The sequence below is a fragment of the Roseofilum sp. Guam genome, from assembly GCF_017746735.1.
In the GTDB taxonomy this organism is placed as follows: Bacteria; Cyanobacteriota; Cyanobacteriia; order Cyanobacteriales; family Desertifilaceae; genus Roseofilum; species Roseofilum reptotaenium.
Window position 1 is genome coordinate 1 of sequence record NZ_JAGHZN010000043.1, and the last position, 14335, is coordinate 14335.

Genomic DNA, 14335 nt, shown 5'->3' on the forward strand with positions numbered 1-14335 from the left:
TCCCAAGACTTCTCCCAATCGTGGTTCTCTCACAATCAGGAGCATCTAATATGGTACAAGTTCTCGTGCCAATTTCCGCATGGCAAGCAGCGGATGACGACGAGCGGCAGTATTACACTTACATCAACGAATCAGACTATCCAGGAGCGAATCGGTTTAACGTTGGCGATAAAGTTCAGATTAATCATGTTGACCTATTCAGTGAAAAGTATAGCCATACAGTTGAATTTGTGAACTTGGATTTATCTACTAAACAATGGATATATTATGTTGGGTTTGACCTTTCTTTTTCATCGTCTAATCCAAAAGTTCAGGCATGGCTTGAGGATATGAGTGATGACCCTCGTCACCGTGGGGGCTGGTTTTCTCAGGAATGGCTTACTGAAGTCTATAATACCACTGTACACTCGTACAATGCTGTCGCTTAAGGATTTACAAGACATCTCATAAGTCGCTAATCCCCATTAAGTAAAATGCACTTTTCTTAGACCACCCATAGACCAGTCAAGGTACAATAATGGGATGATATGGCAGTTTTAGCTTATCCCTGTAGCTCAAGTGGCAGAGGATGCCATTGGTAAGGTGTGAGAGAGGGTGTTCAAAAGAAGCCCGTGACGAGGATTGAACTCGTGACCTCACCCTTACCAAGGGTGTGCTCTACCACTGAGCTACACGGGCAGTTCATTGACTAAACTTTTAGTTCTAACTGCATGTTAGAAGAGGCGGTGATGGGCCGAGCTGGATTTGAACCAGCGTAGGCATAGCCAGCGGATTTACAGTCCGCCCCCATTAACCACTCGGGCATCGACCCTTTTGCTCACTGACTTCCTAATTTAGCATAAGGTTTAGTCAAAACACAACCCCCTGGGAAGTTTTTTTTTTGAGATGGAGGTTTATCGATCCAGGAAATTCTCATGAGATGCTGGTGAGCGGGGCGATCGCGCCCTTCCTGGTAAGCCTGGAATCCATCGGCGATCTTTGGGGGGTTTTGCTGTGCGTCCGGGACGGAGGGGACGATGGGGAAAGTCACTTTCATCATAAATTTCACCCACTAACTCTTCTAAGACATCTTCGAGAGTGACAAGTCCTACAGTTCCCCCATACTCATCCACAACGATCGCCAAATGAATCCGACTTTGGAGCATTTCCTTCAACAGATCGCTCACCCCTTTCACCTCAGGCACATAGACAGGCGAATCCATTCCGGCGGTCACTGGGGCTAAATTACGCTCTCCTGGGGGGAGATTTTTCAGGGTTTGGAGGGCGCGTTTGAGGTGAACTACGCCGAGGATTTGATCTTTTGACTCTTCCTGAACCGGAATTCGGGAAAACCCGGTTTCTAAACAGAGATTCACCAACTCTTGTAACGTGGCTTCATGGGAAATAGTACGCATATCGATGCGGGGTTTAACCACATCTTTCGCGGTCAATTCATCGAGCATCAAGGCTTTATTGAGCAACTCATGCTTATAGAAATCCAATTTTCCTTTACCGCCCAAAATCTCAATCATCAGTTGCAAATCTTGCAGGGAAGCGTCATCCTGGGTGGTATTACCCTGGAAAAAGCGAATTGCACTTTGGGCGATCCATTCCAGAAAATCAATAATGCCGATCGCCGATAAGGCGCGAGATAGCCAATAAATGGGTCGCACCACCGCCTTAAAAAAGGCCAACACATTATTGATCGCCAGGGACTTCGGCGTGATTTCGCCAAAAATTAGCACCAGAAAGGTAATGACTGCGGTTGCCACCCCTAACCCGGCATTGCCTAGCCAGAGGGCAAACAGGTTGCTGGTGAGGACAGCGGAAAAATTGTTAATCAGGTTATTGCCAACGAGGAGAGTGGTAATGAACCTTGTCCGTTGCTCTAGAACCAGGCGAAAAATCCCTTGGGGGTCTCCCTGCTCCTTAATTAGGGCGCGGAGTTTGAAATTATCGAGGGCAGTAATGGCTGTTTCTGAGCCAGAGAAGCAGGCTGAGAGGACTAACATGACCATTAAGACTGTTGCATCTAGCCAGATGGAGCCAAGCAAAGGGCCACTTTCAGCCGCTGCCAGCAGATGGGAAGTAAGAGGGTGGGGAATCACCAGAATGTTGGATAAGAAAGCAATACTTAATTATGGATGATTCATGATGCCATTCAAGGGGGATTTCGGCAACGTTTTTAAGTATTACATCGATCGCCGATAGAGTAACCAGACAAACAGAGGGGAACCCAGAAGAGCCGTGACTGCACCAACCGGTAATTCTACAGCGCCTAGCCGGGAGAGTAAGTCCGCGAAGGTTAGCACCCAAGCGCCTCCCAGAGCAGAGAGGGGAATAATCAAACGGTAATCATTACCACCGATCAGTAAGCGAATACCATGGGGGACAATGAGACCGACAAAACCGATTAACCCGGCAATACTGACGGCTCCAGCAGCCAGCAGGGTGGCAATAGAGCCGATGAGGAGACGCGATCGCCCCAAGGATACGCCTAATCCTACCGCTAAATCATCGCCTAAATTCAGGACATTGAGCGATCGGGCTAAGAGAATAGCGCCTATCAACGCCAAAATTAAATAGGGAGCCGCCACTTGTACTTCTGCCCATCCCCGACCATTCAAGCTGCCTACCAACCAATTGAGCGCTTGCTGAATGCGGCTATCTGCGGATAATAACAGCAATGTGGTCTGTACTGCCCCAAACAGGGAAGAGACCGCCACACCCCCTAAAATTAAGCGCTCTACGGAGATGCCATTCACACTGCGAGCCAACCCATAAACGAGAGTCGTGGTTAAAACCGCACCCAACCAAGCCCCTAAGGGTATCCAACTTTGGGCAACTCCCAACGTCACCATAGCAACGGAGACTAAACCTGCACCGGCAGAAATACCGAGTAAAAAAGGGGTAGCTAAGGGATTGCGTAACATGCCTTGCAATAAAGCGCCAGAGGTTCCCAAAGCCGATCCCACACAAACAGCAGCGACGACTCTGGGCAGTCGCAACTGCCAAATAATGGTTTGATTCACTGTATCTCCCTGATGCCAGAGGGCTTCCCAGAGTTCGGTTTGAGTCAGGGAAACAGCACCAAATGAGAGGGACAGAGCTAAGGTTAAGCCTAAGCCAACGGCGATCAGCAAGAGGATGGAGAAGACACGAATAGGAGTCACGAGCGTCAAGACTCAATCAAGAATGAGTAATATAACAATTGAACAATTGATGTTATCCCAGTATCGATGAATATCACCCGCAAATGGTCAGCCAAACAGCAAAAAGCTAGAGAAATCCTGATCCGGCTGAAGCGTTTGTATCCCGATGCCACCTGTACGTTAACTTATGAAACGCCGGTACAGTTGCTGGTAGCGACCATTTTATCCGCCCAATGCACGGATGAGCGCGTGAATCAAGTGACTCCAGAATTATTCCGACGCTATCCGGATGCCCCTGGGTTAGCAGATGCACCGTTAGAGGAATTGGAGGCTTTGGTGCGATCGACTGGATTCTATCGCAATAAAGCCAAAAATATTAAAGGCGCTTGTTATATGATTGTGCAAGATTTTGGGGGTAAAGTGCCTCAAAGAATGGAAGAATTGCTCAAACTGCCAGGGGTGGCTCGTAAAACGGCTAATGTTGTCCTCGCTCACGGTTTCGGCATTCATATGGGCGTAACTGTTGATACTCATGTCAAGCGTTTAAGCGATCGCCTAGGCTTAACCGAACACAAAGACCCCATTCGCATAGAGCGAGACTTAATGCGCCTCCTGCCCCAACCCGACTGGGAGAATTGGTCAATCCGCTTAATTTACCATGGTCGTGCCATTTGTCAGGCGAAAAAACCAGATTGTGGAAATTGTGTTTTAGCTGATGTATGTCGATTTAATCAAAATTGATCAAACTGATACCATTTCTTTATGAAATTGGGCTTAATAGTGCCTCGATTAAGTAGTCCCATCCAGTCAGAGAGGCGATCTTTGTACTCCTCCCATTTCAATCCTACATCATTTATCTAAACCTAGGAAATACCAAGATTACCAGGAAGTACAAAGTTAGCAGCTATGGGGCTACTAGGATTACCGCTATGTAACTTTAACTACTTCAATTGAAGTAGTTGGCCCGCCGGTAATAGTTCCAATAAAGTTAGCAGCAGTAAAGTCACCTGGGTTTAATCCTAGGAAGGTTGCTACAGCAATATCTCCATCAACTCCATCTGTAAAACCATTTAATTTATCCCGTTCAAGATACAGAAGAGTTCCACCCGTAATAGGTGTCAAGTTAAGGTGACCAACAAGAGAGTTAGTACTACTCAGATTAATTTGTCTGCCAAATACTATATCTTGTGGATCAACAGAGTCCCAATAATCGATAACTGAATAGGTCTGACGGACAATTTCAATCTCATCTTGATTGGGATCGAAGTCTGTAATGAAATCCGCTTCAGATGGACTAAGTGATGCAGGAAGATTGGCTAACTTATAGGGAAATAAAGAAAAGGGAAATCCGATATTCGGAGGATACTGAATTTGAGTATTGCCTGGGCCGAGAAGTTCTGCAAAATTGAAAACAAAGCGGTCTGTTCCATCTCCTCCACTTGAGCCATCAAAACCACTGAGAGTGTCGCTACCAAAACCTCCTTCAATGGTATCTTGGCCATTTCCACCAAGGATACTATCATTGCCATCAACACCCTCAATGAAGTCGTTGCCATCATCCCCACTAATGGTGTCATTACCATCACCAAATCCTCCAGAGAGATAATCATCATCACTCCCCCCTCGGATAGAGTCATCCAGAACGCCACCATAGAAGGTATCGTTACCTGCACCACCAGCTATAGTGCTACTTAAACCACCCGAAACAAAATCATTTCCATCTCCTGCATTGATGGTAGCAATGGTGAAGGCTTCAAATACGGCATTGTCATTACCTGCTCCAAAATCAATATAATGAGTACCTGCATTGGTAATAACAGAATCATCTCCGTCACCTGTCAAAATAGTATTGTTTCCACCAATAGCAAGAATGCTATCGTTGCCATTCCCACTATCAGCAAAATCATTACCCCCACCGATTGTAATTACATCATCTCCGTCTCCTCCTAAAACTGAATCATCACCTTGTCCTCCTGCTTCAATGGTATCGTTCCCACCGCCTCCGATAAGGGTATCTCCAACAGTATTAGCCCCTTGGTTTCCACCTTGGATACTGTCATTGCCTTCTCCACCGTCGTAGTAGTCTACTCCAGTCGCTCCTACCGCAGAACCCAAGCGACCAATAGTATCATTACCATATCCACCACGCACAGTGTCATTGCCTTGAACAGCATCATCACTGGCAGGAATGATGGAATTGACTAGACTCGCGTCAACGTCCAGGTAATCATCGCCGTTGCCTCCAAAGATACTATCGTCATCACGGCCACCGATAACCGTATCACTACCACCAACCGTATCATCAGTATAAACACCTCCAGTACCTGCAAAGATGCTGTCATTTCCATCTCCACCTTGAATCGTATCGCGACCCAATACTCCTCCAACCAACAGGTCGTTACCTGCTAGTCCATCAAGGTTGAGGTCAAAGTTTAGGATTACTCTGGCTAAGTTAGAGGTCTGGTTTGTGGTTGTATCTTTGACTGTGTAATCAAAGACCCCCGGATATAGGATATTGGGAATGAAAGAGATCGTGTCGCCAGATAAAGTAACAGAGTGACCGAATGGATTACTCACTTCCTCAACTACCAGGTTATTGTTCGGAGAGTCATTAGCTAAGATATCGGCCGTATTGATGGTGATGGGAACAGTATTACTTTGATTAGCTTGGTCAGGTAGAGAATCATCACCTGATGTTCCCGTTACTGTCGCTACCAAGCCGCTACTTAATGTATCTGAATTAGCCATTGGTGCAGTAGCCGGAGCCATTTGCAAGATTGCCTCCGCTAAAGCGAACATATTGACTCGCTGGTAACTAGCATTTGTACTGGTGACATTATCATCTTCATCAAAGGTAGTATCATCTCCATCATCCCCGTCAAAGATGGTATCGCCAGTGTCTTTGAGCATTTGTTCAAATTCATCAGGAGTTAGCAGCCTTCCTATAGTTTGCTGTGCCAACTGTTGTGCTAAAGCTACCATTCCTGCTACATGAGGCGCTGCTTGGGATGTACCTGATTGCGGATTGAATTGAGTTCCAGTAGGATTCGCTCCATGAACAAAACCTCCTGGCGCAAAAACCGTTGTCAGGTCAGGATGACGTTGGGAAAATGCTGTTATGTCATCGGGTTTGGCTGTATAACTAGCTGCCGCTTTATCATCTTGCAGTTCATCGAGTTCAATTGTACCATTTTCGTTTAGATCTTCATATAGCCCGATTGGACTATTATAAGTAGCATCGTAAACTGCTCCAATTGATAAGGAATTAGGATCGGCAGCAGGGTAACCTACTCCAGGCGTACTGTTATTTTCATAGAAATCGTTACCAGAAGAAGATACAACAATAATACCTTTATCTCTTAAAATCTTGAGTTTCTCATCAAGACCAAGATCGGGTAAAGTATCTCCTGGCTGATAGTTAGCACCAATGTCGGCTATGTCATCACCATTTGTATCAAGGGTTTGGCCAAGAGACATGTTGACACTAACAATCGGCTTAGTGTTAGCGTAGCTATCAGCATTTGCTATTACCCAGTTTAATGCCTTTTCCGTCATGCCAAAATTACCCTTGCCATCATCTCTAAAAACTTTGAGGTGAATAATATCCACTCCTGGAGCTACTCCAGGATAGGTACTGTCGGAAGAAGCGATAATACTGGATACATGGGAGCCGTGGCCGTCAACATCAGAAGCATCTGTATCGTTATCACCGAAATCTTCACTGTAAACAATCCGACCGCCAAAAGCGGGATGGTCTTTGTTGATTCCCGTGTCGAGAACAACAACAGTGTAACCGCTACCATCTATGGTGCTGCCATCTGGAGCTTTAAAGCGGTTATCTGCTCTGAACGTATCGACCTTCATCAGAGGGAGAGACTCAGATGTAGTAGTTTGAATGGGTACGTCTGATGCAGTTATGGTAATACCAGGAAGCTGAGGAGTGATGCGGGTATTGAGCAGGTAATTGGTAGGAGCATCGCTAGTTACGCGGAGACGGTATTGTCCTCCAGGGAGTTCTCCGGAGATGACGGAGGTGTTGTTGCTCAGTTGTCCGTTGAGGACGACGTTACCTTGTTCGTCTAAGACATCGACGGTGGCTAAGGCGGTAAGTCCGGTTAGGGATAACTCGAAGGTGTTGGTTGCACCGAGGCTGAATTTGTAGTAGTCGGCAACATCGCTACCGCCGACGCTTTGGGAGAAGGTTCGGGTATTGGAGGCGAGGGAGATGCTGCTGGCGGTTTCTAGGGTGTTGCCGGGATCGGTTTCTATGGAGGTAACTTCAGCCGCAGGTGGCAGGATGGAAAGGCTGGGTGCGGGAGCAGGAGAGGATGAGGGAATGTCGGGTAGGGAAGGCAGGGGTGAGGGAGTAGGGATATTGAGGAGGGTGCTGGTGAATTGGGATGACTCAAGACTGGTTGCATCGATACCTTGGAAGATGCCGATAATGGCTCCGGTGGCGCGATCGCTCACCACACTATCTTCTCCCTGTTGACTCACCTGTAGACTATCAAACGTTACTCCTGGAGCCAGTCCTACTCGATCCTGTCCTGGGGTGAAGTCAAGGATGACATCTTCTCCGCTACCTAAGACAAAGATATCTTGTCCGGGGCCGCCCACTAGGGTATTGTCGCCTAAGTCACCGTAGAGGATATCGTTGCCGCGATCGCCAGCCACCCAATCATTCCCCTGTCCACCCCGTACGCAGTCATCGCCTTGACCACCATGTACCGTATCATTGCCCAAATTTCCATTTGCATAATCTTCCTGTGGATTTCCGACGATCAAATCATCATCAAGTCCTCCCCAAATGCGATCGGCACCCGTGCCACCTAAAAGTACATCATTTCCCGGGTTACCGTAGAGTTCATCATTACCGGCATTACTGGCAATAATATCTGCACCTGCTAATCCCCAAATAATATCATTTTCTTGGGTTTCAACGATTAAATCATTCTCTGTTGTTCCGAAGCGAATCATCGGTATTGCCTCCTGATTAGGTTAATGAAAAGCCTTTGAAGTGTGAGGAATAGAGAAAAAAAGAGGGGAAATCAGATGGATTCTGATTTCATTTCCTCTTAGAGTTGTGTCTTTGTGTCTCTGCACTAATTGATTTATTCTAACGCAAAAAGTATCTTTAAATCAAATTTAATCTATTTTTTTATATATTTTCAAAGAACATAAATGCAATACATACAGGAAATTGAATCCCTAAAAACAAGTCAATTTTAGCCTTTATTATGGACTTCAGCTCGAGTCCTGTTCAACCCCTGTCATTGCCACCCGAAGGAAGCAATCATAAAGACGATCGAGGGTGTTGAGATTGCTTCCTTCAACTTCACTCCATTCTGGATAACCATAACTTGGATAAATGGGTCTTGAGTGTTAAGTTAACCGCGATGATACAGGAGTGACTAATAATGTGATATTTTGTCGTTGAATAACCTTTACTTCCTGACCGGTAAGCAAGGTGGTCTCTTCCGTGCAGGTGGCCGGCCACCATGACCCTCGGTAATATACGCGGCCCTTTCCATAGGGAGGGATGGGCTGGTCAACCACTCCTTCCCCTTCAAGAAAAACTACAGGGTCAGAGGTTGTCCAGTAGGGCAATAGGGGAGTCGCAACTTTAGGCGATGATGGTGCAAACACACCGCGAAGCGATTGCCACAGGTTAGCCCTAGGAGGGGGGGGTTGATGCCAATTCATGGACATATCTCCTATGTGAGTTTTTGTCACTTATAGTGACATAACTATTGATACTGAACTTTTCCCAACTTGTCAAGAGGTTTAGGTCTAGATTTACACAAAACGTTACAAATTCTTGTTCCAGGTAGAGGTAATGGCTGACTTCTACCTGGAACCTCGATCGCCCAATACTCTTGGCTAACTAACGGCCTTCCCCTTAGAGGGCTTGGGTTCGACATTAGTTGGAACAATGGGATCTTCAGCGATCGCGGCGTTTCTTGACCAAGCAGACTTGACCAATAACTGGCTAGATGAAGAGGCGATCGCCAAAAAAGTGAATAGGGGTAAACTTAACAAGATAAAGCTTTTCATCGGATTATGTTCAGCAACATTAAAGAACAAAGCTAAACCAAATCAGTTTTTGATTAGCCTTACTTTTACCGTGACTAATTTTGCATTTACCTACCAGATCAGCTAAGATCGCTAACAAGCTGATCTAAAATTGATCTTGACAAAAAACAATATCAATATGCAGACTCTTAGAGCTTCTAAAAATGGACTCACGCAAATCAAAAAGGCTAGAGACCAAAAAGGCTGGACTGTTGATAGTGATAAATGGCTTCAAGAAGCAACCAAAATTCTTGAGCCTAATCGTAAGGATGGCCATCCTTTTGCTGAAGGGATTTCTGAGGGAACGTGGAAACGTTTTCTTGCTGGAAAACGCTCCATTAATGCCAATGCCTTCCGCGCTTACTGCCAAGTTTTATCCCTGAATTGGGAAGAAGTGATTGATAAAACGAATTCTGAAGATCGGACAGGAATCTGGATACCCAACCTTCGTTGTCGGAGAGTCTGGGGTCGAGAAATTCTCACGACTGAAGTGCTCAATTATCTTAGAGATCCTCAACAGCCTTTGATTTTATCATTGAACGGCACAGCAGGCTATGGGAAAACAGAGGCTGCTTGTCAAATTGCCCAGACAGCCCTCGAACAGCATCTTTTTGCTGATGTTCTTTGGGTAACCGCTAGGCAAAGTGAATTTGTTGATGGAACCCTTAGCCAAACTAATCAGGACGACACTTTAACTTGGAACCAGTTTATTAATCAGATAGCCCATCAACTGAGCTGTACTCAGCAGAAAATTCAGGAAAAATTAAGAGAGAAAAAAACACTTATAGTGTTGGATAATGCTGAGACCTCAAATATTGAAGAAATCCTACCTCGGTTGGTCAAAATGCTTAATCCTAGTCGTGCTCTACTCACCAGTCGCATTGAAAAGAAAGTTCCCTATCTCGGATTAAAGCATGTCCCAGGATTAGAACAAAGATGGTCTTATGCCCTTTTGCAAGACGAGGCAAAAATCAATCATATTCCTGCTTTGTTAAACGCTAGTGAATGTAATTTACAAAGAATATATGAGTTATCTTGTGGTGCACCACTAGCCTTACATTTTATCGTCGGTCGTGTTTGGTATGATGAAGATTTAGAACCGGTTTTATCAGCCTTAGAAGAAGCGAGTGGAGAAGTGGAAAACTTCTATAAGTTTTCTCTCGAAACTGCATGGAAACATTTGAATAATTCAGCTAAAAATGTATTGCGTTATATGGGTCAACAAGCGGATGCTGGTATAACTTTAGATGAATTATTAGGGACTCAAAAAATCGAGCGGTCAGATTGGTGTGTAGCAAAACGGGAGCTAAAGCAGTGGTATTTGATTCAAAATGTCACAGATGTTGAAGGGAATCATCGCTATGATTTGCATCCTTGGGTGAGGAGAAGTTTGAGAAGTGGCTTAGTGGATAACTGGCAACCCGATTTACAAGACTTAGAAAATATTGCTCAATGGAAACTGGGTATCAATTGGTAAGGTTAATCTTTTATTTAAGGAGTAAAGAGATTTGTTGTCCATAGACATACATGTTTTAGAAGAAAGAAAGAACTTGTTTAATTTGCTCCGAAGTTTAGAGGAAAAGTGTTTACTAGAAAATGAAGATAGGGAACGAGCTTTTTCTGTTTTCATGAAGGTTTGGAATGCGCTGACAGATCCTTTGTTCGAGTATGGCTATTGGCATGATTTTAATGATTTTAGTAATGTGGTCATCAGAGTCGCACAAAAGCTGAACAAGGTGCCAGAAGAAGCACAGTCCCTGAATGAAATTGGATGGGTTAACATGGAATGGGGAAACTTTGAGATTGCAGAAAACAATTTTCTCCAAGCATTGCAAAGGTACGAATCCTTAAAAGATACTCAGAAGCAGTGTAGAACTTTACGTTATTTGGGCGTTTTGTATTCTCAAAAAGAAAAAATGGAAATGGCATTGAACTACTATGGAAATGCTTTGCGTATAGCGATTGAAGAACGAACAAAAATATCTCGAGAAGATCGAGATCGTTGGAATCTTTGGACTTGTTCAGAAGCAGAATTGCATAATCTCTTGGGTATATATTATCTCAATGAAAATGAGTTCGCTAGTAGCTGCCGAGAGCTGACTTTGTCAATAGAGCTTTTAGGTTCCATTGACGATCCGTATTACGACTATTACTTAACCGATCCTCTGATTAATTCGGGGCAATGGTATTTTGTGCAACAAGATTATGAGAATGCCAAAAAATATTATCAAGAGTCGATCGATCTGAGTACCAAGATTAATCGAACTGATACGATCGCCAGGGGTTTACTGGCTTTGGCCAAAGTGGCTGAAGGTGAAGGGGATAAGCTCCAGGCAATCGAATTGGCAACCAAGGCAGAACGGACGGCTGGTATTGAAATTCCTTTAACTAGAGAAGAGGCAGCCTGTTTTAAGGAGAAAATTTTGGCACAACAGATAGAACGATCTGCGATCGCGCAGAGAACAGGTGTTGGTAATGGGTAATAGGTAAAAAGATAGGATATGAATCAAGAAGAGTTTGAACAAGTCTACAGTAAATTAACCCATCGCCGTCAACAAGTCCTCAATGGTATTCTCTCCGGTGAGGCAGACGCGCAGATCGCTGAGGCTCTCGGCATTGGCGAACCCGCTATCCGCAAGCATGTGGAGCGCATTGTCGATCAATTCGGTTTAGCCAATTCTGAGTCACAGAACGGACAGCGCCGCTCCAAGCGCTCCGATCTAGTTTCCTTGGTGGCTCGATATAAGCCCGAACTGCTGAAAAACCGATTACCCAGTCAAAATAGAGAGGGCAACAGTATCCTAGATTTACTGCAAGAGATCCAGCCTATTGAGGCGATTCACAAGAATCTAGAACTGAAACTGCAACTCTGGCAAGACAGTAGTGACAGGAGCCAAAAGAAGCAAATCGGCGATCGCCTCAAAAATACCGGATACGACACCTATATGCAAGGCGACTTCCCAGGAACTGTATTCTACCTGCAATGGGCGCTCAAATTCGAGATCGACTCTCCCGCCGTCCACTACAACCTGGCTTCAGCCTACGAAAAACTCAGCGATTTTCCCAACGCCTACCATCACTATAATCGAGCAGCTCAAGCCCAAACTCATGCTGCCCATGCTGCCATCAGCAACCTCTCCCGCCTAGATATTTTGAGCCATAATCCGGATACTGCCATTGAACGCATTATCCCCATCCTTGACCAAGTGAAAAATCAAGCCGTTCTATCTACGCTCTATAAAAATTTGGGATGGGCTTACTTCCTGAAAAAAAAACTGTCCCAAGCCGAAACCTGGTTACGAAAATCTGTAGGATTAAATAGCGATCGCGCCGCTCCCCACTGTCTCCTGGCTCAAGTCCTCGAAGCCCAAGACAAACCCCTTGAAGCCAGCGAGTATTGGCAAAAATGCCGAGACTGTGACTCCCATCAAACCCGTTCTATCCATGCTCCCTGGCGATCGCCAGAACTTGACCTTTGGCAGCTAGAAGCTCGGCAACATCTAGACACCAACCTAGATACTCATTCCTTAATCCAAGGATTACACACAGACTCTGAATCTATCTCCCTACCCCACTAGGGCAATAAATAATGAACAATGAATAACGAACAATGAGTCAGGGAGATTGTGGCACAGATGAACATTCAGACACCAGACTGGGTAAAACACGCCGTTTTCTATCAAATTTTTCCCGATCGCCTCGCCAAAGGCAACCCACCCCCAGGCACTACTTATCCCCATCTCCCCCTCGAACCCTGGGACTCTCCCCCAACCGTGCAAGGTTATAAAGGGGGAAACCTTTGGGGTGTGATTGAAACCCTGGATTATTTACAAGATTTGGGCATTACAGCCATTTACTTTACCCCCATCTTTCAATCGGCTTGTAATCACCGTTACCATACCCATGACTATTATCAAGTCGATCCCATGCTGGGCGGAAATCCAGCCTTTTTTGCCCTTCTCGAAGCTGCCCATCAACGCCAGATTAAAATTGTCTTAGATGGAGTCTTTAATCATGCCAGTCGCGGCTTTTTTCACTTCAATGACATCCTAGAAAATGGCCCCCATTCCCCTTGGGTAGACTGGTTTAAAATCCAAGATTGGCCCCTATCCGCCTATGATGGCAGTAAACCGGCGAACTATATCGGTTGGGCAAATAATCGTGCCTTACCTGAATTTAATCACCAGAATCCAGACGTGCGAGAATATATTATGCAAATTGCCGAATATTGGATTCGCTTAGGAGTCGATGGTTGGCGATTAGATGTACCCTTTTGTATTAACGTGGAAGGCTTTTGGCAAGAATTTAGGCAACGAGTCAAGGCCATTAACCCAGAAGCCTATATTGTCGGCGAAATTTGGACAAATGCCCTGCAATGGCTGGATGGAACCCAGTTTGATGGAGTCATGAACTATTTATTTACTGCTCCAACGATCGCCTTTACTGCTGGCGATCGCGTCAATCTCGATCTGGTTCATCATTCTGCCTATGAACCCTATCCTGCCCTCAATGCTACCAGTTATGCCAGTAAAATCGAATCCCTCCTGCATCTCTATGACTGGGAAATTCAACTAGCACAACTCAATCTCCTCGATTCCCATGATACCGCCCGCTTAGTCACCATCGCTCAAGGCGATCGCCCCAGCGTTGAATTAGCCACTCTCCTGCTCATGACCTTCCCTGGAGCGCCTAGCATCTATTATGGCGACGAAATCGGATTAGAAGGAGCGATCGATCCGGACTGTCGGCGCAGTTTTCCCTCTCCAGAAGAGCGTGATAAAAGTATCCTAAGCTACCATCATAAACTCATCGCCCTCAGACACCAGTATCGCGCCCTACGAGTCGGAACCTATCACGTTATTTTTGCTCAAGGACTTGTTTATATCTTCGCCCGTCAAGAAACCGATCAAACCCTGATTATCGCCCTCAATGCAGGAGAAGAAGCGATTACCGTACGCTGCTTTCCCAGAAACTTAAATCACATCCCCAAAACCCTGGTTTATGGACAAGCAGAAATCGAATGGTTAGACAATGGCGATCTCCAGCTCCAACTCCCCCCTCGCCAAGGCTGTATACTTGCCCCCATAGACTGACACGAGGACGGGGTGGGCGTGGGGACACGGAGAATGAGA

General features: G+C 45.5%; 11 protein-coding genes and 2 tRNA genes. 6 read left to right on the forward strand and 7 right to left on the reverse strand.

Annotated features, from left to right (window positions below):
- On the forward strand, positions 1-428 hold a 428-nt coding region (locus tag J7529_RS17050), incomplete at its 5' end, for a hypothetical protein (RefSeq protein ID WP_318729974.1).
- Positions 429-606: 178 nt separating this feature from the next.
- On the opposite strand, the gene J7529_RS17055 is transcribed toward J7529_RS17050, so the two are convergent.
- The 4 genes from J7529_RS17055 to J7529_RS17070 form a co-directional block, all read right to left on the reverse strand.
- A tRNA-Thr gene (locus tag J7529_RS17055) sits at positions 607-678 on the reverse strand.
- Positions 679-729: 51 nt separating this feature from the next.
- A tRNA-Tyr gene (locus J7529_RS17060) sits at positions 730-811 on the reverse strand.
- 82 nt (positions 812-893) lie between these two features.
- Positions 894-2087 carry a hemolysin family protein gene (locus J7529_RS17065; RefSeq protein ID WP_318729975.1) on the reverse strand — a complete coding sequence of 398 codons (1194 nt, stop codon included), beginning with the start codon at positions 2085-2087 and terminating at the stop codon, positions 894-896.
- A gap of 84 nt (positions 2088-2171) precedes the next feature.
- Positions 2172-3161 (reverse strand): FecCD family ABC transporter permease, encoded by a 990-nt coding sequence (locus J7529_RS17070; protein WP_413038910.1) that lies wholly within the window; start codon positions 3159-3161, stop codon positions 2172-2174.
- A gap of 57 nt (positions 3162-3218) precedes the next feature.
- Here J7529_RS17070 and nth point away from each other — a divergent pair, with 57 nt between their 5' ends.
- Positions 3219-3872, forward strand: coding sequence for an endonuclease III (gene nth, locus J7529_RS17075; RefSeq protein WP_318729976.1), 654 nt, complete (start codon positions 3219-3221; stop codon positions 3870-3872).
- A gap of 186 nt (positions 3873-4058) precedes the next feature.
- Here the strand turns inward: nth and J7529_RS17080 are convergent, their stop codons facing one another.
- The 3 genes from J7529_RS17080 to J7529_RS17090 all read right to left on the reverse strand — a co-directional run bounded on the left by J7529_RS17080 (position 4059) and on the right by J7529_RS17090 (position 9185).
- Positions 4059-8108 (reverse strand): S8 family serine peptidase, encoded by a 4050-nt coding sequence (locus J7529_RS17080; protein WP_318729977.1) that lies wholly within the window; start codon positions 8106-8108, stop codon positions 4059-4061.
- A gap of 405 nt (positions 8109-8513) precedes the next feature.
- The gene (locus J7529_RS17085) at positions 8514-8834 is read right to left on the reverse strand and encodes an NfeD family protein (RefSeq protein ID WP_318729978.1); all 321 of its coding nucleotides are present in this window, start codon (positions 8832-8834) and stop codon (positions 8514-8516) included.
- A gap of 177 nt (positions 8835-9011) precedes the next feature.
- On the reverse strand, positions 9012-9185 hold the full coding sequence (locus tag J7529_RS17090) for a hypothetical protein (RefSeq protein WP_318729979.1): 174 nt from the start codon (positions 9183-9185) through the stop codon (positions 9012-9014).
- Between the two features lie 157 nt (positions 9186-9342).
- Between J7529_RS17090 and J7529_RS17095 the strand changes: the two genes are divergently transcribed.
- From J7529_RS17095 to J7529_RS17110, 4 genes are all read left to right on the forward strand, one after another.
- Entirely contained in the window at positions 9343-10680 is a 1338-nt protein-coding gene (locus tag J7529_RS17095) for an NB-ARC domain-containing protein (protein WP_318729980.1), read from the forward strand.
- A 151-nt stretch (positions 10681-10831) separates the two neighbouring features.
- On the forward strand, positions 10832-11686 hold the full coding sequence (locus J7529_RS17100) for a tetratricopeptide repeat protein (protein ID WP_318729981.1): 855 nt from the start codon (positions 10832-10834) through the stop codon (positions 11684-11686).
- Positions 11687-11704: 18 nt separating this feature from the next.
- The gene (locus J7529_RS17105; RefSeq protein WP_318729982.1) at positions 11705-12781 is read left to right on the forward strand and encodes a LuxR C-terminal-related transcriptional regulator; all 1077 of its coding nucleotides are present in this window, start codon (positions 11705-11707) and stop codon (positions 12779-12781) included.
- Between the two features lie 57 nt (positions 12782-12838).
- Positions 12839-14296, forward strand: a complete 1458-nt coding sequence (locus J7529_RS17110) for a glycoside hydrolase family 13 protein (protein ID WP_318729983.1) — start codon at positions 12839-12841, stop codon at positions 14294-14296.
- The last annotated feature ends 39 nt before the right edge of the window (positions 14297-14335 follow it).